Source organism: Nocardiopsis nanhaiensis (assembly GCF_054778635.1).
In genome coordinates this window covers 1-20196 of record NZ_BAAGZJ010000032.1, presented here as the reverse complement: position 1 = coordinate 20196, position 20196 = coordinate 1, and the positions used below count along the sequence as shown (strand labels likewise).

The following is a 20196-nucleotide window of genomic DNA, read 5'->3' as shown; positions in this document are numbered from 1 at the left end:
CCTCTATGCTGGGTGGGCAGTCGGACAGGTAGAAAACGGGAGAGGGAGCGGCCGGATGGCGAACCGATGGTGGGGCAAACCCTCGGAGTTCCCCTGGGAGCAGGCCGCACTGGAGCACATCCGGGAGAAGTTCCCGACGACCGGGAACTACCGCGCCTGGGCAGGGTTCACCTTCACCGCCCGCAACCAGCGCATCCGTGAGTGCGACCTCTTCGCCGTCACCCCCACCGGCGCCTACCTGGTGGAGATCAAGAGCCACCCCGGGCGGGCCACCAACCGAGGATCCGACTGGACCTTCACCGATCGCAACGGGCGTCGCCGGACCTTCAGCAACCCCCTGCACCTGACCGACCTCAAGGCCAAGGAGCTCAAGAACCGTCTCCGGTGGGCGGCGCAGGAACTCGGCCTCGATGTCCAGGTTCCGTTCATTGAGGCCGGGGTATTCCTCTCCGACCCTGGCCTGCGGTGTGCCTTCGACGAGGTCCAGAAGGCCAATGTCTACGGGCGCAACGGCCTGGAGAAGCAGACCGGCCTGCCCGGAGTGTCTGATGGGCTGATCGACACTCCTCACAGCCGGGTCGACCCGAGGTTCCTGCGCCACGTCACCCGCCTCATGGAGAAGATCGGCATCATGCCGATGGACCGGGCTCTGCAACTGGGTGAGTACACCCTGGAGAAGCGCTCCTTCGACAGCGGTCCCACCTGGACCGACTTCAAGGCCGAACACCAGAGGCTCGGCGGTATGAGCCGCGTGCGCCTGTTCCACTACGGCGAGAACCCCTCCGAGGACGAACTCCGCTCGGTGGAACGCGCCGCCAAGCGTGAGTACATGTCCCTGGAGGGCATCTCCCACGAAGGCATCGTCAAAGCCGAGTACTTCGGGCTCATCGACGAGGGCGGCGCCGATCTCGGGCCCGCCATCGCGTTCCGGCACCACAAGTCCTGGCAGCGTCTCGACCACTTCATCGCCGAACACGGTGAAGGACTGGACGTCGACACCCGGATGGTGATGGTCCGCCAGCTGGCGGAGGCCGTCAACCACGCCCACCGCAACCGGCTCTACCACCGCGCCTTAGCCGCCCGCAGCGTGTGGGTGGAGATGGACGGCAACTACCCCCGCCTGTACATCGCCGACTGGCAGGTGGCCGCCCGGGAGAGCCTGCGTCTGCGCGGCAACCGCACCTCCCACGTCAGTTCCAGTGGCGGAGCCACCGAGCACCTGGAGTCGGCGCTGGGCAAGCGCGCCCTGGCCGCGCACGTGGAGAGGGCGGCAGAGGTCTACCTGGCTCCGGAGTTTCCCGACTTCGCCGGCCGGGCGGCGGCTCAGGACCTGTTCGGACTCGGCGCTCTCACCTATCTCGTCTTCACGGGCCGCCCACCGGCCCGGAACCGGGCTGAGCTGAGCCAGGCCATCCAGGAGCACGGCTGCCTCACCCCCGCAGCGGTGAGTGACGACATCGTGCCGCAGCTGGACACGCTGGTGCGCGAGTCCACTCAGCGTTCCCCCAACGACCGGTTGGCGACCGTGCAGGCCTTCCTGCGCATGCTCGACGAGGTCGAGGAGCGCCTGACCCTGCCCGAGGTCACCACCGATCCCCTGGTGGCCCGAACCGGCGACGAGATCACCCCGGGTTGGGAGGTCCGTGAGGTACTCGGTAAGGGGGCCACCTCCCGGGCCCTGCTCATGCGTAACGAGCGCACCGGGCGCGAGGTCGTCTACAAGGTGGCGCTGAACACCGACGCGGCAGCCGCCGCTCTGCGCAGCGAAGCGCAAACTCTGCGCGCCGTGGGTTCCCACCCGCGCATCGTCTCCATGGACAGCGCGGAGAAGGACGCGGACCCCGGGCTCCAGGAGATCGGGGAACGCACTGTTCTGGTCCTGCAACGGGCCGGCCAGCAGACGCTCGCGGAGTTCCTCGGGAAGGAGGGCGCGCTCACCAGCGGCGAACTCGACGCCTTCGGCCGCCACCTGTTCGAGATCTTCGAATACCTGGGTGAGAAGGAGATTCTGCACCGGGACATCAAGCCCGCCAACCTGGGGGTGCGGGAGATCCCCAAACAGGCACGGAGCCTGATGCTCTTCGACTTCTCCCTTGCCAGGGCGCCGCTGACCCACACCTCGTCGGGTACCCGCGGATACCTGGACCCCTTCCTAGGTGAGAAGCGCCCCTACGACGAGTTCGCCGAACGTTACGCGCTGGCCGTCACGCTCCACGAGATGGTCACCGGTGAGCTTCCCGTCTGGGATGAGGAGGGCATAGACCCAGAATTCCTCGCGGAGGACGTGCAGGTTCCCCGCCTGGCCGAGGAGGCGTTTCCCAAGCAGAGCCGGGACGCCCTGGTGAGCTTCTTTCACAGGTCTCTGCACCGACGTAGCGAAGAGCGCTTCGCGACGCTCGCGGAGATGCGCACCGCCTGGCAGGCATCCTTCCTCGCTAAGTCGGCGGCCGAGAGCCCGGTGGAGGACGAGAAGACCCGTCGGCGTAACCAGGAAAGCGCCACGGTGGACACCCCCCTCCACCTGTCCGGGCTCACCCCGCTCGCGGTGGACACCGCCCAACGGATCCTGCGCTGCGAGACCGTGGGGCAGCTCCTCCGTAAACCGGTGCGCAGCATCACGCACATGCGGGGCAGTACCCGCAGCATCCGCAACGAGCTGAGCAGCGCCACCGCGTACTGGCGCAAGCACCTGGACGTGGCCGAGTACGCCGTTCCGGCCAAGGCCAAACTGCCCAGTGGCGCAGACGACAAGGTCAAGCGCAACGCTCTGCTCGACCAGGTGATCCGGCAGCTGCTGCCCAACACCACCGACGCCAACCGTTGGTGGGTCCGGGTGGCGCGCGAGTTGCTCGGCATGCCCGAGGGCAGGCAGGGCTTCCTGGACTGGTGGCCCACCCGTCGCGAGATTGCCCGACGCTTGGAGCTGCCCGCGGAGCGGGTGGAGGAAGCGCTCCAGGAGGCCTTCGCCTACTGGGGGAAGAACGCGTCCCTGCTCGGCTCGGTCCGTGACGACGTGGTGGAGATCCTCGACGACAACAACCGGCTCCGGGAAGTGCGACAGATCGCCTCCGAGCTTCTGGCCACACGGGGTTCCACCCTGGAGACCGAGGAGCGTTCGGTGTACGCCCTCGCCACGGTGCGCGCGGTGGTGGAGTTCGAGGAGCAACGCAGCGAACAGCGCTTCGTGGCGCGGCGTTACCCCCGCAGGGTGATGGTCGCCCAGGTCATCGACAACGACCCCCTCGTTCCGGTGGAGGGCGACCTGTTCGACTACGCCGAAGCGCTCGGGGAGCGCGCCGATGAACTGGTCGCGCTCGACGGATCCGACGCCCTGCCCGGCCCCCGCACGGTCCGCGAGGTCCTGCGCGGTGCGGAGGCACCGGAGGGCATGAAGAAGTTCTCCGACACGGACCTGGTGCAGTTGGCCGCCGCTGCCTCCGAGCGGGCCGAAGCGACCCCGCGCCTTGAGCTGTACCCGGTCGATCTCGACCTGGAGCGGGCCCTGCGCATCACGCAGGCCATCGGGTACCTGGGCAAACCCGGGATCACGCCGGAACAGATCCGCGACCGCGTCCGGTCCCGGTTCCCGGCCCTTCCCGAACCGAGCCGAAAACAGCTGTACGCCCTGCTCAAGAGCAGGCACCCCAAACTCCGTGAGGAGAGGGTCAACGACACCGTCTGCTGGTACCTGGAACCGGAGTTCACCACCTACCAACCGTCCACCCACACCGGGCACCACAGCGCACCCGACCAGGTGGACACCGCCTCCCTGCAGGCCTGGCAGCGCCTGGAACAAGCCGTCCAGCGGGGCGGTTACCGCGCGCTCAAGACCTGGCTGCCCGACACCGAGCGCTCCGCCCAGATGCTCACCCGCGTGCCGGGCGCGGTGCCCTTCGACGTGTCCACCGAGTTCGTCCGGGTCGTGGACGAGGTCATGGACGCCAAGGGTCGAGGCCTGACCTGGGATCACCTGGCCAAAGCCGACAACAGCCAGCCCCGGCCCCGACCCTTCGAGACCCTGCTCCAGGAGGTGTTCCAGCACCTGGGCGACCGGATCCGCACCGCGAGCGCGGACTCACCCACCGGCCAGGGCGTGGTCGTGCTCTACCGGGCGACGCCCCTGGCCCGCTACGACGCGGGCCGCGCCCTGCTCGGCCGCCTCATCCAGGAGGCCCGCGAGGCCAACCGCGCCCCGTATGGCCTGTGGATTCTCTGCCCCATGCGCGGCCCTCAGGCCCCGGCTACCTTGGACGGTCACCCCGCGGGCATCATCGCCGATTCGGAGCAGGTGTTGCTTCCGAGGGGCTTCAGTGCCCCGGAGGCGACGCTGGTGAGCTGAGGGTCCGCGCTACCTCTGCTGATCGGAGCATCAGCAGGGGTAGCGCGATGGCCTGCCGGGCACTGGCTCACCGTCCAGTTAGCAGTGCAAGGTCGTCGGTAAGGCCCAACCTGGCGCACATCCCGTCGAAGTGCGCCGGGTCCAGCTGCTGGATCAGGGCGAACACGTCGACGAGAGCGTCCCTTCGCTCCTGGTCAAGAAGCTGCCAGTCGCCTCCTTTGGGGCTGCGGTGCGAGTTGTTGTGCACGTACGCCTTCAACCGGTCCCGACGGAGGGAATCGAGCTGGTTCCTCTCGTCCTTGAGCGCCTCATTGAGCCCAGCCGTCACATCCTCCCCCTGCTTGGGGTACCTGTACTGGAAGAAGTGCTCGAGGATCTTGCGCGCGTAATTGGGAGTGGAGGTAGCCAGCTGGACGTCGTCGCCCACCGACGTCGACTTGAGCGACGCCAACAGGTCCCGCGCCGCGCGGTGGAAGACGAGTGCGTACTCGGTGCTGAGGGCGTTGAGTTGGGGGCCGTCCAGCTCGATCGGATCCAGGACGGGAACCCGGACACTGCGACTCGTGTCGCGTGGATCCGGAGTGCGCCTCGACTTCATGATGTGCAGCGTGCCCTTCTCTGCCCACTTCTCCCGTTTTCCGGCGGTCAGGGAGTCCCGCCAGCAACGGAGGAAGGTGGTGCTGTGCGTGAGCACGAAGAGCTGCCGACACAGGACCCCAGGATCCAGGCGGGTGATCAGGGTGGAGTGGACCGCCTTCATCAGGTCGTCGTCCAGGCTGGAGACCGGGTCGTCCACCACGACGATGGTGCGTGCCAGTACGCGATCCTTCTCTTCCAAGCTCTTGAGGAAGTAGAGGAGTGCGATCGCCGTCTTCTCCCCTTCGCTCAGGTGCCGCGCAGGCTTGCCGTCCCGCAGGACCTGGTAGTTGCCGTCGACGTGGGCGAAGCTCAGTTCTTCGCGCCTGAGCAGACGGGCGATGTCGGCGTTGAGTGTCGAGAGGAAGTGTTCAGGATTCTCGCCCTCGACGGGTGTGTCCTTGAGCACTTCCTTGCACTCGTTGAGTTCGTTCTCGCAAGCTGTGAGCTGCTCGCTGAATGAAGCCTGCTCGTTGCAGTACTGCTGCCAGGTGCCCTTGATGTCGTACAGCATCTGGTGGAAGCGGCGTTCGGCTGCCTGAGCACGGTCGCGGTCCTGATTACCGACCCCTTCGTTGTGCTCGTCGATCAGGCTGCTGACCGCACTGAGATCCAGGGATCCCAGGGCTTCCGCGCCCAGCGGGGCGAGCGGGAGGAACATCGATCCCTTCTTCTCGTCAAGGCCTCCCGCGAGCTGGTCCAGGAGGAGGAGAAACTCCTGGATGTTCCCACGCACCTGCTTGACCGCGCGCTCGTAGTAGCCCTGCAGATGTTCGAAGAACTGCATATTCGGCGGAAGATCGTTGATGATGCGCTCGGCCTGGCGGCGCAGGCGGGCAATGCGCTCGCGCAGCGCCGTGATCTCCGCTTCGAGGCGGGTGTAGCCCTCGTCGAAGTGCTCCTCCAAACGGCGGACCCGAGCGCTCTCGATGGTCGAGTCGCAGAACAGGCAGGTATCGAGACCCTCGTGCAGCGCGAGCCCGGTCTGTACCCATGTGGAGTGTGAGTGGTTGCCGGTCAGCTCCTCGATCACGTTCGAGGTCACGGTACGCCCGCGCACCTCGTTGACCCGTTCCCAGAGATCCTGAGTGGTCAGACCGGGGTCGGTGAGCTCTGGAACCGGTTTCCACGCCTGGCTCACGAGCAGGGTGCGGTCCTGTTCCGTGAACCGTGCCAGCTCATCCAGCGGGGTGAGTGCTTCACGCAGGGCCGGTTCGACGTGGCGTGCGTCAAAGCCCCTCCTGAACCGGGGGTTGAAGGAGGAGAGCTCGTTCACCGCCCTCGTCCCCACCTCGCGGAGGGTTCTCTTGCGTCCGCTGTCGGCCTTGTTGTACTGCTTCTGCAGGTCTTTGCTCCGTGTGGTCAGTACCTGGATGCGTTCCAGGGTCTGCTCACGCAGTTGCTTCTGCTCGATGCTCGGTTCGCCGAAGTACATCAGCGCCGGGGCGCCTGTCTCGGCGTCCAGTGAGTCGAACCTCAGGCTCTTCCGGATGTACTCGGCGCCGAAGACGCACACGTCATCCCAGATCCAGTGTCCGGGGTCAGCGACCGCCTCCGGTTTCTCGCTGCTGTCGGACTGGATGAGCAACTCCAACCCGTGTGACCACTCGGTGTCCTCCGGAACCCCGCTGAGCAGCGTGGCCAGAGTGCTCTTCCCCGTGCCGTTCGGCGCGTAGATGACGTTCAGTCTCTCGAAGTCGATGGCGTGGGGGTGCTGCTTCCAGCCCTGGTAGCAGCGAAAGTTCTTGACATGAGTGATGCGCTTGATCACGGAGAGGGTCCTCGACGCCGATGTGCAAGGGGTTTTAGATTCCCACAGTGAGTCAGGGTTTGTGAGGGTTTTCTGTGAGTTGGGATGGCTTGAGGCGGGGGTTCCCTGAAGCAGGTGTGAACCATCCCTGAGCAGTGCTCAGCAGTCCCGGCGCCTCAGCGATTGGTCAGCTCCCGCTCCGCCCGATGAAGCTCGGACCCCGAGGCCCGGATATGCGTGGGGTGCCGCTCCTGCAGGAAGCGGCACCCCACGTTGGATCTGCGGCTGGTTACGGACCTTCCCCCTGAGTAGTGGACATCTCCCACACTGGAAACACGAGGAGGAGTCCACACCATGGTCATGAAGCACTACCCACCCGAGTTCAAAGCCGATGCTGTCGCCCTATACCGGTCCCGTCCCGGTGTGACCATCGCGCACATCGCCGATGAGCTCGGCATCAACCGCGAGACCCTGCGCAACTGGATCCGCGCTGACGACGACCAACGCTCGACACACACCTCCACACCCGCCAAGACCACCCGCCCCGGCACGGTTCCCGCTACCGAGAGCCTGGAAGATGAAAACCAGCGCCTACGCGCCCAGGTCGCCGACCTGATCCGCGACATCGGCATCCCCGGAACAGCGGTGCGCACTTCCGCGCTGCGCCAACTCGTGCTCCAGGCCCCCGCACCGGTGATTGCCCGGGCGCTGGGGTTCCACGACAAGACCACTCCCCGAGTCGTTGCCGAGGCCGGAGGGATCTGGAACCACTACGCCCCCAGCGACCACAAATAGTGATCATGGCGGCGAAAGCCACGGAATACATAGATCACTCGATCTACGGCTCTTACCAGTCTCGACCCCCGAAAACCAAAGCTCGGCGACAGGGTCTGGGGGCGGGAACAGAGGAACGGAAGCAAGCGCTACCTAAACCACACCTCTGGCTTGCTCTGCACAGTCGCACGGAGAATTATCGTGTTTCAGTCCGCATTCCTCTGCGAAGACGTTGCCCGAACTGGCGAAGGGGAGACCTTGGGGTTCGAGCGGCCTGTCATGGCGGGAGGTGTCTCCGGCGATCCAGTAATACAGGCCAACCAGAGGGGACCGTGGCCACAGTGCCAGCCCGTAACCGCCGGCAAGCCCCCAGCTGTTGCGGCGCATGAGTGGCCGCAACAGGTCGAGCAGATCCAGCCCTCGTCGGCGTCCGGCCAGAGCTGCGGTGGTCGCCGCAGCGACCAGGTCGGCCAACTGCAGCAAGGCCACGTGCTCCGAGGGGGCTGTCAGAAAGGGCAGGAGGATGCGGCCGGACTTGACGTAGTCGGTGCCCTCCGCCATCAAGGTCCGCGAGTCGACCAAGAACCGAGCGCGGTCCTTGGACCCGCCGCCGGGCTCGTCCCAGACAGCGATCCCTGTCCCTTCTTTGGCCGTGAGGTAGTACTCGAACCTCTCGAAGATCCACGGCCGTAGGAAGGGCTCACTGGCCGACTTCTCCCACCCCAGCCGTCCCTGGTCGCAGGCCACGACGATCGTCGTGATGTCACATTCGGCGGCAGCCTCCAACATGCCCCGAGCCAGGTCCACTCGGATTTGTTCGTCCGCTTCCTTGAGGAAGCTGTTCTTGGGAGGGTTCCACTTGTACTCGACATCCTCCGGGATGCTGAGACGAGAACGCAGCTCTGCGACCTGAGTGCTGTACTTCGCCACCTGGTGTTCATGAATGATCACCGCGCCCAGCACCACCAGTTCCTCCAGGCCCTCCCGAGGAAGAGGCCCTCGACCGCTCCCGCTGTCGTCCACGAACATCAGGTACACCACAGCCTCCTACATCTCCTACGAGTCCCTGTGCTGAACCCGTTCCACCTCTCATGGTCCTAGGGATCTGGGGCAGACAGGCCTGGTTCTCCCGAGGGCCCAGCAAGGGGGGCGAACCAAGTAAACCGGAAAGGGGCAACGGAGGCTCTCCGGCGAAGCCCGTTGCCCGTTTCCGACTTACCTTGTCGCCCCTCTAACATGACGCACGGTGACCAAAGAAGTCGGAGTCACGGAGAATACAAATCACTCGATCAAAGGCTCCTGCCAGTCAAGGCGGTTCGCAGAACCGAGGCGTGTGGGTGGGGATCTGAACCTTCTCAGCGACCCAGTCGGCGCAAGGCAGCCCGGAGAAAGGCATCGCGGCGGTCCGTGACCATAGCCTGGTCCAGGGTAGGGCCACCTTGCCCGGTGAGCGCCGACAGAAAGTCAGCCATGTCGGGTGGTGTACTCAGCGCGGCCACCACATCCCAATACGCCATGTTCTGGGCCTCGCGCCCTGACGACTCTTGCCAACCGGACAGAACTTCCTCGGCCGCTTGCAGCCCGAAGAAGATCGCTGCGTCGCAGCGTAGAGACCCAAGGTCGACACCGTAATGCCCGACCCCCGCAGCGTCCCAGTCAACGATGCCGGTCAGCGTGTTGCCGCTCCACATCGTGTTGCCCTGCCACAGATCGCCGTGCACCAACACAGACTCCTCACCCGAAGCAGGAGTCTTCGCAACTACCTGTTCCGCCTCCGCGAACAGCGGCGAAAGACCATGTTCGTGTCGCATACCTGCAAAGTCCACGTCCTCGAGAGGCCGGGAACGCAACGGCAACCCAGGGCGCGGTCCCATGGGCGCCGAGTGCAGTGTCGCGGCCGCTGCGCCTAACGCCCGCATGCGCTCGGTGGTGGCCCGAACCGGGATCCGGCTACTGCCCGGCACGACCGTTGTCACCACAGCAGGTACCCCGGTTTCTTCTCCCTCGATGTCGACCGCGATCAACCGAGGAGCGTCGACCCCCCGCTCAACCGCAGATTCCGGTGCCGCTGCCTCGGTTTCGAACCGCTTGCGCACCCCCTGCTCGGATCCACCGGTCCGAAGCACCACAGAAGCCCAAGGCCCGCTGCCGCGAAGACGCAGCAACCACGGGTTGGCCCCGTCACGCAGCCCCTCAACCGCGACCACCGGTGCGCCGACAACCGACGACACCCAGGCAAGCACCGCCTCAGAAGGACAAGTCACTCGGCAAGCCTAGACGTACAAGACCCCCGATGGGGGAGGACGGGAAACGCCCAAACCGAGAGCCCGTGCGCCCGCGTACGACCGCCATGTCCATGTCCCTCCGGTTGGGGGTGGTGCAGACGCCGCCGCCGAAGTCGCCCCCAGTGACCACGCGCAGTGACCGAAGCGGCAGAAGCCACGGAGAATACAGATCTCTCGATCAACGACTCTTACCAGTCTCAACCCCGTTGCCCTCGGCGCCGTCGCAGAGCAGAACCGTCGGCGCGTAGCCGGTCGCGGCGAGGGCCCGCCGCGCCCGCGCTGTCACGGCGGGGTCCGCCTCAAAGGTGACGACACGCCCTTCCGCGCCGACGAGTTCGCACAGCAGTGCGTGCATACCGGGTGAGTACAGCCCGAATATAGGCCTCGGTTTGGAGGATCCCAGGCACCACGGTGCACTCGTAGACACGGCGGCTCCGTGTCCCGGAGTCCCTGCTGAGGACCTCGTTCTGCGGACCCTGCATGCCCGCGCGTTCCTGGACACGCCACTCGACGTACATCGTTTCCAGGACACGGAGACGGGCGACGATCTCCTCAGCCGCGCGCGCCTGCCCGCACGCTGCGGCCCATGCATGGACGTCTGCGCAGGTAGGGGTCTGGCGTCCCGTTTCCAGTCGGGAGACCTTCGGCTGGCTCCAACCCAGTGACGCGGCGAGCTGCGAACCGGTCAGGCCCGCGCCGGTTCGCAGCTCTCGGAGGCTCCGCCCGATCTCGTGGCGGGCGCGTTCGAGGGAGTAGGACACCTACGCAGTAAACCGTTTCGGTGCATCGGGGGCGTAGTCGCGGTGGGGGACGGCGTAGTGCCAGGCGATGTCGCGCCACTGGCAGTGCTTGGCTACCGTCGCCGGGTCGTCGATGAACTCGTACTCGAAAGGGGTGTCGTCTTCGTCGAAGTGCAGGACGCAGACCCACCGGCTGTCGAAGAGCCAGAAGTCGCGCTGCGGTAGCTTCTCGACCGCGGTGTGGTGGCGGGGGAGCCATCGGATGTCCTCCCCAGCCTCCTCGTTGAACTGCGTGGCAGCGTGTTCCCAGCGGATGTAGTCGCTCAGCGGCTCACTGACCACGCGGACCCGCTGCCAGAGTTTCCCCGCACTACGGGCCTCGCGGACCTTGCTGTGCCAGGCGGAGGTGCGGGCGTGCTTCTCCTCGAGGGAGATATCGCCGGTGCGGAGCCAGTACTCGAACTCTTCCCGTTCCGCTGAGACGTTGTACCGGTCGCGGACCTCAAGCTTCCACGTGGTGTGCTCGAAGTCCAGGAACTGCTGTGCGAACTCTTCCTTGGTGAGAACCCTGGTCACGGGGACTTCTCCTTGTCGGCGAACCGGAGGAGCTTCTCAGGGACTTCCACCACCGTCTCGTTCTCGGCCAGGTCCCGCAGGTCGGCGAGTGCTTCGGGATCAGTCACCTTGTACCCCTGCACGACGATGGTGCCCCGGTCGGTTCGGTACAGGGTGGGGCAGTCGCCGTCCCGGCTGTCGGTACCCAGGAACTCCAGACGCATGGCATCAAGCCTCTCGGCTAGTCACGGATATTCATGACAGGTCCAGGATTGACGACAGAACGCATCCTGACAACTGCTATACGTGTCCGACGTTGGCCAGGAACGGCTGCGCCAGGGGCCCCGCTTGCGGTTGGGGGCCCTGGCGCGTCAGGTTCAGGTCTCAGCTGCGGGTGGAGGTGAGGAAGGCGGCCCACTCGGCGGAGGGGAAGGGCATATGGCCCTTGGCGGGGTTCTTCGAGTCCCGGACGGCAGCGCCGTCGGCACACAACGCCTGCCCTGTAAGGGTTTCCGGGTGTCCGGAAGGGGTCATCGCCTTTACCTCGACGTACCGTCACCGTAGCCTCGCCGGGGGCGTGCCCGCCCCTTGAAATCGGGAATACGCGACCCCTCGGAGACGATGTGCGGCGACGCCAAAGACTCGCACTGATGCTGCAGCTGTTTCTCGTGCTGGCTGCTGGTCTGCTGGGGGTGGTCACCAATTTCGCCACCGACGGGCAGCAGACCTCCCTTCCCCTTCAGGTTCTGGAGCGGGCCGCCGTGCCGGGGTTGGTTCTCATCCTCGCGGCCTTGCTCATCGGCCATTTCGTGGCCTACAGGCTGGAGAACCCGCCGTCTCCCTCGTTCACTTGGGAGCCGGGGCGCTCCCCCTACCCCGGCCTGGCCTCATTCCACGAGGACGAGGCCGCGGTCTTCTTCGGCCGTACCGCGCAGACAACCGAGGCCATACGCCGTCTCAACGCTGTCGGCACCGACTCCCACGAGCGCTTCCTGGCCGTTATCGGAGCCTCCGGCAGCGGCAAGTCCTCCCTCGTTCAGGCCGGAATCCTGCCCCGGCTGCGAAGTCGGAGCTGGAACGTGCTGCCCGTCATGGTGCCCGGAACCGATCCAGTCGGGGCTCTGGCCAATGCTCTGGCCGCTGCCACCGACCACGCGCACGCCGACGCCTACGCCCGCCGCATCCGGCGTGACAGCGGCGAGCTCCTCACCCAGCTGCAGAAAATCCGTCGCGAGGGCGGCGGACCCCGCCGCACCGTTCTGATCATCGACCAGCTGGAGGAGCTGGTCACGCTCAGCGGTGAGCACGACCGCTCCCTCTTCCTGCGCACCCTGCGCGAAGCCCTGCAAGGAGACCGTCACCTACGCGTTGTGGCCACCCTGCGTGTGGAGTTCCTCGGCGATCTCCTCAACGGTGAGGCCGCAGAACTGTTCACCAACCCCCTGGCCTTGGGTGCGCTCGACCGCCAGCACCTCGTCGAGATCATCGAACGCCCCGCCGAGGCAGCCGGTCTCCGCTTCGAGGACGGCTTGGTCGAGCAGATCGCGGCAGACACCGGAAGCGGTGACGCCCTGCCCCTGCTCGCCTACCTCCTGCAGGAGATCCACATCCGCGCAGGTACGCGCGGGACCGCCACCCAGGCCGACTACCGGGCGCTCGGCGGTGTGGAGGGAGCACTGACCCGCCACGCCGACCAGGTCACAGCGGAGCTGCGCGCGGACTCCGACCTCGACCGCATCCTCCGGATCCTGCTGCGATTCGTCACCGTTACCAGCGGCGACGCTACGCGCCGCCGAGTGCGCTTGGATGAACTCGACGAACGCGACCGACACATCGTTGACGCCTTCGTTGACGCACGTCTGCTGGTCAGCGATGTCCAGGACGGCGGCCCCGTCGCCCAGGTCGCCCACGAGGCACTCTTCCGCCAATGGGCTCCGCTGCGCCAACAGGTGGAGGCACACACCGAACGACTGCGCCAGCGCGCAGAGCTGGAGCGCTGGGCGGGTGACTGGCAGAGTTCGGGACACCACCCCGACTACCTGCTCACCGGGGCCCGGCTGGCCACCGCCGAACGCTGGTTGGAGGCCCTGCGTGACGATGAGCAGCAAACCTCGGCGCTCACCGCCTTCGTCGATGCTTCCCGGCGCCGCGACCACCGTTTCCTGCGCCGTGTGTCGCTCTCGATCGCCGAATACGTCTTGGCCGGTGTCGAGGAGCATCCCGAGCTGGCGGTCCTCCTCACTCTGGCCGCACTGGAGGAGTGCGACCCCGCTCCCGTCGTACGCGGCGCACTGCTGTCGGCCCTCGCACACAGCCACTGCTCCGCCGTCCTGACCGGCCACACGGACACCGTCCGCAACCTGTCCTGGTCACCCGACGGTGCCCGGATCGCCACCGCGTCCCGCGACGGCACCGCGCGTCTGTGGGACACCCGGGGCGGATTGCTCCGGGAGCTGCGCGGCCACATGGGGATGGTGGAGATGGCGGCCTGGTCGCCGGATTCACGGCGTCTGGCCACCGCCTCCCGCGACAACACCGTGCGGATATGGGAGGCCAGCACCGGTGCAACCCTCCTGCGTCTGACCGACGCCACCGACGTGGTGCGTGGTGTGGCCTGGAGCCCCGACGGAACCTACGTCGCCTCGGCCTCGCGCGATCGCGTCATCCGGATTTGGGAGGCGGAGACCGGGCGCTTGAGCGCACAGTTGACCGGACACACCGACAACGTCCTGGGCATCCGCTGGTCGCCCGACGGCACCCGCTTGGCCACCGCCTCCCATGACCGGAGCGTCATCGTCTGGGACGTCGTCGAAGCCCGCCAGGACGTTCGGCTCGCGGGCCATCGCGACTTCGTCGAGGGCGTGTCCTGGCACCCTGACGGAACCCGGATCGCCACTGCTTCGGGCGACCACACCGTCCGAGTGTGGAACGTTGCCACAGGTGAGCAGCTCCTCCTGCTGCGCGGTCACCGCGACCGCGTGTGGAACGTGGAGTGGTCACCCGATGGCCGTCTGCTGGCTACTGCCTCTGCCGACCGCACCGCCCGGGTCTTCAGCGCCGAGGACGCAGAGGAACGCGCTGTACTACGGGGCCATACCGATGCCGTCTGGGGCGTGGCCTGGTCCCCCGACGGCAGGCGGTTGGCCACGGGGTCGGAGGACGCCACAGCACGCCTGTGGGAGATGGAGCCCAGAACCGTGGAACACGCCGTCCACCACGCGGAAGGCACGGCGGTCAACGCCCTCAGTAGCCAGGGCGAAACCCTCGCCGCAGCGGGTGAGGACGGGAGCGTTCGCGTGTGGGAGCGGAGTACCGACCAGTCCATCCCCTTGCAGGGACACACCGGCACGGTGCGCGACGCAGCGCTGTCCCCGGACGGCAGAGTCCTCGTCTCGGGCGGTATCGACCGGTGCGCTCGGCTGTGGAACCTGGAGACAGGCGAGTCACTGGCCGAACTAGCCCATGAGGACGCCATCGTGGAGTCGGTGGCGTGGTCTCCCGACGGCGACCGCTTCGCCACCGGAGCCCAGGACCGGAGCATCCGCGTGTGGGACGCCAGCGACGGCACTCTGCTGGCCGTACTGCGCGGTCACCAGGACTGGGTCGTGGGCCTGGCCTGGTCCCCAAGCGGGCGGATGATCGCCTCCTGTTCCGACGACCGCACCGCACGGGTATGGGACCTGAGCACGGGTCGCGAGAGCGCCGTGCTCACCGGACACGAGAACTGGGTGGACTCTGTCTCCTGGGCCCCCGACGAGGCACGCTTGGCCACCTCGTCGGCGGATTGGACGGTGCGGGTGTGGAATCTGGCCACGGGGCAGACCGAACGGGTGCTCACCGGTCATGGCGGCCGTGTGCCCGCTGTGGCCTGGTCACCAGACGGTGCGCGTCTGGCGACCGTCTCCCACGACCGCACCGTCCGTGTCTGGGACACACAGAATGGGGGCGAACCCCTGACGGTGGGCGTGCACCGGGACCGCGCCCTGAGCCTCACCTGGAGCGGGGGATCACGACTGCTCGCCTCCGGTTCGGCCGACGGCACCGTACGGGTATGGGACGCTGACATGTCCTTGGAGGAGTTGATGCGCGTGGCACGGCGGCGCACCTTCCGGGCACTGACACGGCAGGAGCGACGCGCGCACCTGCTCACGTTCGGTGAGGAGGAAGAACCGGGTCAGTAGACCCGGGTGACCTCGCGGGTCTCGGTGGAGACCAGGTAGTCCTTGGGGTCCAGGGCCATCGCTTCGCGCTTGGGGGAGTCCCAGTACTGGCGGTTGCGCTCGGCGAAGGTCTCGGGGCCGTCGTAGGAGATCTCCCAGATGAAATGGTGGCGCTCCCGGTCGGTCCAGGCGCCGCCGAGGGAGAACCCGAACTCCAGGCGTAGCGGGACGATCTCCTCCCTCCAGCGCTGGACCCACTCGTCGAGCAGGCCCTCTTTGACGGTGTAGGTGCGTACCTGCGTGGTGGTGGCCACGGCGGTGCCTTCCTTGAGGTGGTGGCGTGGTGTGGAAGACGTCGGCGCCTCACCTGGGATGGGTCAGACGCCGACGGTGGGGTTTGGCTCGTGGTGGCGGGGCTCAGGCGCGGGTGGAGGTGAGGAAGGCGGTCCACTCGGCGGAGGGGAAGGGGACGTGGCCGTGGGTGGGGTGCTTCGAGTCCCGGACGGCAGCGCCGCAGGGCAGGTCAGCGACCTCAACACAGTTCTGGCTTTGAGCGCTGCTGTAGCTGCTCTTCTTGAAAATCAACTCGTCGTTCACGGTTTGCTCTCTAGGGCTTCTAGAACTTCTGTAATGACCCTGGCGGACTGCGCTGCGCTCATCGCAGAGCCTTGGACGTCACCAAAGGTGACGCTATGCGCTTCCACTTCGTCCGATTCTTCCAGAAAAAGCCCACCTGAGGCGGTGTCCACGAACACGATCGGGGCATCAAGCGGGTCCGGGAAGTCCAAGATGCTGAACGGCGCGACAAATGCTGCATGCGCACCTGCATCGAAGGGCACTACCTGAAGATCGATGTTGGGAAGCTTGGCCATGTGAAGCAGGTGACGTAGTTGCTCAGCCATGACCTCTGAGCTGCCGATCACGCGGCGTAGAGCGGCTTCATCCAGGGTCACGCGCAGGCTTGCGGGTTTGAACTGCGTCAGAATATCGCGTCGTCCCATACGTGCGTTGACACGGCGTTCGCTCGCCTCTGCGCTCGTGTAGCGTCCACCTTCGAACAAGGCGCGGGCGTAGTCGGGCGTTTGAAGAAGGCCGGGGACCACCAGCCCTTCAAAGGTGCGGATGGCTGACGCTTCCGCCTCGAAGTCCGGAAGCGACTGCGGCCCGAACACCTCCTTGTACTTCGACCACCAACCTCGGACTCGCGCGTCTCGGGCTAGAGCGTGTAGGGCCTCGCGTTTGTCGGCATCAGTGACCTGGTATAGGTCCAACATCCTGTCGAGGTCATCGGCCTTGATCGTCTGTGTCTCAGCAGTTTCGATCTTGCTCAGTTTGCCGGTAGCCCACTTGAGCGACTTCACCACCTGCGTAGTGGTCAGATTCGCTTCGGTGCGGGCCCGCTTGAGCTCAGCGGACAGACGTCGGCGACGGAGGGTAGGGCTATGAGGACGCTGCATGCTGACAGTGTAGCCCGTATTGAGTGAATATCCCATCCAGAGGTTGACTCTAGTGATATTCACTATTAGCTTGAAGGTGTAGTCAGTGATCGGTGCCTCACCCAGAGTCCCGGTTCCTCAGACTATGCCGTGCCCCTTTCCCTCCGCGGGGAAATCGTGAAGGTCACTCAGCCTTGCGGGCACACCCTCGAACCACTCACTGCTTCCGCCTGCGTAAGGAGTCTGTTCGTCATGCCCGCAACCGCCCCCATGCCCCCGCTCCCAGAGGTCACCCTCCCTCTCGCGGAGCTGGTCCCGGCCCACCAGCGGCACTACTTCACCGGCCGCGCCGGGATGCGCTACTTCAGCACCCGCTGCTACACCTTCGGCCGCTCGGTGCAGTACATGCCCCTGGTCCGGGCCTTCCTGGACACCTGCGCCGCCGAGCACAGCGGCGACTTCCGGTACCTGTTCACCCTGCTCGGCAGCGAGCTCGCCAACAATGCGCTGACCCACTCGCGCTCGGGGGAGCCCTACGGGGTCTACACGCTCAAGTGCGAGCGTCGTGACAACGGTCTGCGTCTGACCTGCCGGGACCAGGGCGCTAAGGCAACGGCTCAGGACACCCCGGGCCGTTTCGAGTACCTGTCCACCGACGCCTCGCGGCTCAACAGCGAGGCCGAGTCCGGCCGGGGCCTGGCGATGGTCGAGGCCCTGGCCACCAGTTGGGGTGACAACGGGTTCACCGGTACCCGTCAGGTCTGGTTCTTCCTGGCCGCGGACCTGTCTGGCAGCCGCTGGAACGCGCTGCTCTAACCAGCACTCACGCAGCACACGCCAAACGTGAAGAGGGCCCAGGAAAGCGCGGCAACGCTTCCCGGGCCCCGACAATCCCGAATCCCAGACCTCGCATAGTCAGAAAGCAGGATCAGTGACGCATCCTATCCCCGCACCCCGCCCCTCCAGCGACCCCCTCTACCGGACCCCGCCCCGACGCGGCCCGCTGCCCGGCCCGTTCTGCCCTTCCTGTGAGCACCCGTCCTGCCGCCGTCGCCGAGCCCAGCACCTGCCCCGCCTGGGCGGGCACCGCTCTGAGTACTCGCGCGAGCACGCCCGAGTCGCCGCGCTCCAGGCCCGCAACCCGCACCTGCTCCTCTGGTTCGGGGAGGCCACGCTCTCTTACTGGGTCGCCGGGCCCACCGGCCTGACCGAGGCCCGAACGCCGCGTGAACTGCTGCTCCTGCTGGACCCGGCCCCGGCAATGGTCTGACCCGTTGGCCCCTTCATCGGCGGTGGCTCACCCCGGAACACGGGTGGTCACCGCCGCTTCAACCGTTCCCAGACCAGATGTGGCATGGACCTACCGTGGAGTGGGCTTTCCGGGTGCGAGCAGGTGCTTTCAGCGGACAGAATGGAGGGGTACCCCGTCCCTCATCGTTGTTCTGGAGCCCTCGTGGTCGATCACGCCCTGTTGCTGAAGGACCTACAGAAGCAAGTCCGCTTGCTGGAGACGGATCTACGGGAACGCAGTGAGGACCCCACGGCTATCAAGGGGCTCAACTCGGAGGGCAAGCCGGAGACCTTCGACGCGGCTCTGAAGCGCGAGTATCAGAAGGCCCGGGACGCCGAACGCACCGCGACCACCGAGAGCGCGTGGCGTGAAGGCCAGGTGACACAGGCCGCCGTGGCGTGGGTGCTGGCGACGGTGTTCGTCCGCTTCTGCGAGGACAACGAACTTCTCGAACAGCCCTTCATCGCCGGGCCGAAGGGCGAGCACGACCGGTACAACATCGCTCAGGAACTCAAGGACGCCTGGGTCCTCCAGGGGCGCAGCGAGAACCCGGATGCCCCCGAGCGGACCGACCGTGACTGGCTGGAGCACGCCTTCGCACAGATGAGTGTGTCATCGGTGATGGCCGGACTGTTCGACAAGAAGCACAACCCGATGTGGAGCATCACGCCGTCCCACCAGGCGGCCGGGACCTTGATCGGCTTCTGGCGGTCTGTGGGCGACGACGGGCACCTGGTCCACGACTTCACCGACCCCGAGTGGAACACCCGCTTCCTCGGCGACCTCTACCAGGACCTGTCCGAGGAGACGCGTAAGACCTACGCACTGCTCCAGACCCCAGAGTTCGTCGAGGAGTTCATCCTCGACTACACCCTTGAGCCTGCTGTGGAGGAGTTCGGGCTTGACGGGAATCGGATCTACCAGTCCAAGAGTGAGGGCTTCCGCCTGATCGATCCGACCTGTGGTTCGGGGCACTTCCTGCTGGGGGCTTTCCACCGGCTGCTTGAGAAGTGGCGCGAGGCCGAGCCTGGTGCTTCGGACTGGGACTTGATCAACCGCAGTTTGCGCAGCGTGCACGGCGTCGACAAGAACCCCTTCGCGGTCGCGATCGCACGCTTCCGTCTCCTCATCGCCGCGATGAAGGAGGGCGGGATCACTGGTCTCAGCGCAAGCAACCCTGAGTGGCCCATCGTCGTGGCTTCCGGAGACTCCCTTCTGCACGGGCGAGGGGCGCCGCAGCGTCAAGATGATTTGTTCAGTGTCAGTGACGTTCACCGATATTCAACTGAGGATGTCGACGAGTACGATCGAAAATTCGATCTCTTGGGAGTGGCCAGCTACCATGCGGTGGTCGGCAACCCTCCCTACATTACAGTAAAGGACAAGCAGGAGAACCAGAACTACCGGGATAGGTACGGGACCTGCTCGGGTACGTATGCTCTCTCTGTGCCGTTCGCGGAACGGTTCTTCAATCTCGCTAAGCGTGCGGGGGGCGACAGGGTCGGTGCCGGGTTCGTTGGCCAGATTACTGCTAACTCGTTCATGAAGCGAGAGTTCGGGAAGAAACTCATTGAGGAGTATTTTCGGAACGAGGTTCGCCTCACGCATGTGATCGACACCTCAGGTGCTTATATTCCTGGCCATGGTACACCGACGGTGGTCCTGTTTGGGAGAAACGAGAAGAACTCGCACAAGGGTTCAATTCGAGCTGTGCTTGGAATCCGGGGGGAACCACAGCAGCCCGAGGTTCCAGCTGAAGGCTTGGTCTGGTCTTCGATTGTCAGCCAGATCCGGGAAGTCGGAGAAACAGAATCGGAATGGGTCAGTTCCGGAGATCTTCCTTGGGGAAGCTTTAAGGAACACCCTTGGAGTATGGCTGGTGGTGGGGCTTCGGACTTGATGTCGCTCATTGACTCTCCTGATCGAACCTGTCTGAAAGAAGTGGCTTCATCTATCGGAGTGTCGGTGACCAGTGGGGATGATGATGCCTATATCGTGCCCGCTGATCTAAAGAATCGATTTCCAGCACTCCCGTTGATGCGGATAGTTGAAGGTGACGAGATTGGAGACTATGTTATTGGGGGGTCCACCCTCTCGGTTTGGCGGCTCTTCCCAGATGAAGGTGTAGGTCGGCCGGGCGCGTCGGTCCGCAGATAGACGTCGAGGTCTCCCGACGATGGAGGTTCCTACGCCATCCATCCGAAAGACCTCGACGTGCCCGACGCTACCC

16 protein-coding genes and 1 pseudogene are annotated in these 20196 nt (G+C 65.7%); 6 read left to right on the top strand and 11 right to left on the bottom strand.

All coding sequences use genetic code 11. The features are described from left to right. Nucleotides 1-55 precede the first annotated feature (55 nt). Nucleotides 56-4339 carry a BREX system serine/threonine kinase PglW gene (gene pglW / locus ACYVD1_RS16850; protein ID WP_460773315.1) on the top strand — a complete coding sequence of 1428 codons (4284 nt, stop codon included), beginning with the start codon at nt 56-58 and terminating at the stop codon, nt 4337-4339. Nucleotides 4340-4406: 67 nt separating this feature from the next. On the opposite strand, the gene ACYVD1_RS16845 is transcribed toward pglW, so the two are convergent. After that, nucleotides 4407-6746 (bottom strand): AAA family ATPase, encoded by a 2340-nt coding sequence (locus tag ACYVD1_RS16845; protein ID WP_460773312.1) that lies wholly within the window; start codon nt 6744-6746, stop codon nt 4407-4409. A gap of 339 nt (nt 6747-7085) precedes the next feature. On the opposite strand from ACYVD1_RS16845, the gene ACYVD1_RS16840 reads away from it, so the two are divergent. Beyond that, nucleotides 7086-7520, top strand: a complete 435-nt coding sequence (locus tag ACYVD1_RS16840; RefSeq protein WP_460773309.1) for a transposase — start codon at nt 7086-7088, stop codon at nt 7518-7520. A 132-nt stretch (nt 7521-7652) separates the two neighbouring features. Here ACYVD1_RS16840 and ACYVD1_RS16835 read toward each other — a convergent pair whose 3' ends face one another. From ACYVD1_RS16835 to ACYVD1_RS16805, 7 genes and pseudogenes are all read right to left on the bottom strand, one after another. Beyond that, complete coding sequence (locus ACYVD1_RS16835) at nt 7653-8528, bottom strand: DUF3800 domain-containing protein (protein WP_460773438.1); 876 nt, start codon at nt 8526-8528, stop codon at nt 7653-7655. Between the two features lie 326 nt (nt 8529-8854). Continuing rightward, nucleotides 8855-9763, bottom strand: coding sequence for a phosphotransferase (locus ACYVD1_RS16830; protein WP_460773306.1), 909 nt, complete (start codon nt 9761-9763; stop codon nt 8855-8857). Between the two features lie 199 nt (nt 9764-9962). Beyond that, nucleotides 9963-10139: a hypothetical protein gene (locus ACYVD1_RS16825; protein WP_460773440.1), complete on the bottom strand. Its 177-nt coding sequence runs from the start codon at nt 10137-10139 to the stop codon at nt 9963-9965. Next, nucleotides 10084-10545: a helix-turn-helix domain-containing protein gene (locus ACYVD1_RS16820; protein WP_460773303.1), complete on the bottom strand. Its 462-nt coding sequence runs from the start codon at nt 10543-10545 to the stop codon at nt 10084-10086. The genes ACYVD1_RS16825 and ACYVD1_RS16820 overlap by 56 nt, the downstream gene beginning before the upstream one ends. After that, on the bottom strand, nt 10546-11100 hold the full coding sequence (locus ACYVD1_RS16815; protein WP_460773300.1) for a DUF6879 family protein: 555 nt from the start codon (nt 11098-11100) through the stop codon (nt 10546-10548). It abuts the gene before it with no gap. Further along, nucleotides 11097-11303 (bottom strand): hypothetical protein, encoded by a 207-nt coding sequence (locus ACYVD1_RS16810; RefSeq protein ID WP_460745968.1) that lies wholly within the window; start codon nt 11301-11303, stop codon nt 11097-11099. Before ACYVD1_RS16810 ends, ACYVD1_RS16815 begins: the two co-directional genes overlap by 4 nt. A gap of 160 nt (nt 11304-11463) precedes the next feature. Beyond that, nucleotides 11464-11628: pseudogene (locus tag ACYVD1_RS16805) on the bottom strand (DUF397 domain-containing protein); the annotation flags it as partial. 101 nt (nt 11629-11729) lie between these two features. Here ACYVD1_RS16805 and ACYVD1_RS16800 point away from each other — a divergent pair. Beyond that, entirely contained in the window at nt 11730-15260 is a 3531-nt protein-coding gene (locus tag ACYVD1_RS16800; RefSeq protein ID WP_460773297.1) for an nSTAND1 domain-containing NTPase, read from the top strand. Here the strand turns inward: ACYVD1_RS16800 and ACYVD1_RS16795 are convergent. The 3 genes from ACYVD1_RS16795 to ACYVD1_RS16785 form a co-directional block, all read right to left on the bottom strand. Then, entirely contained in the window at nt 15254-15553 is a 300-nt protein-coding gene (locus tag ACYVD1_RS16795) for an NIPSNAP family protein (RefSeq protein WP_460745973.1), read from the bottom strand. The genes ACYVD1_RS16800 and ACYVD1_RS16795 overlap by 7 nt on opposite strands. A 103-nt stretch (nt 15554-15656) precedes the next feature. After that, entirely contained in the window at nt 15657-15836 is a 180-nt protein-coding gene (locus tag ACYVD1_RS16790) for a DUF397 domain-containing protein (RefSeq protein WP_460773295.1), read from the bottom strand. Then, nucleotides 15833-16696 (bottom strand): helix-turn-helix domain-containing protein, encoded by an 864-nt coding sequence (locus ACYVD1_RS16785; RefSeq protein WP_460773294.1) that lies wholly within the window; start codon nt 16694-16696, stop codon nt 15833-15835. The genes ACYVD1_RS16790 and ACYVD1_RS16785 overlap by 4 nt, the downstream gene beginning before the upstream one ends. A gap of 231 nt (nt 16697-16927) precedes the next feature. On the opposite strand from ACYVD1_RS16785, the gene ACYVD1_RS16780 reads away from it, so the two are divergent. The 3 genes from ACYVD1_RS16780 (at nt 16928) to pglX (ending at nt 20123) form a co-directional block, all read left to right on the top strand. Continuing rightward, nucleotides 16928-17491 carry an ATP-binding protein gene (locus tag ACYVD1_RS16780; protein ID WP_460773293.1) on the top strand — a complete coding sequence of 188 codons (564 nt, stop codon included), beginning with the start codon at nt 16928-16930 and terminating at the stop codon, nt 17489-17491. Nucleotides 17492-17606: 115 nt separating this feature from the next. After that, nucleotides 17607-17945, top strand: a complete 339-nt coding sequence (locus ACYVD1_RS16775) for a hypothetical protein (protein ID WP_460773290.1) — start codon at nt 17607-17609, stop codon at nt 17943-17945. Nucleotides 17946-18128: 183 nt separating this feature from the next. Next, entirely contained in the window at nt 18129-20123 is a 1995-nt protein-coding gene (pglX, locus tag ACYVD1_RS16770) for a BREX-2 system adenine-specific DNA-methyltransferase PglX (RefSeq protein ID WP_460773288.1), read from the top strand. Nucleotides 20124-20196: the final 73 nt, after the last annotated feature.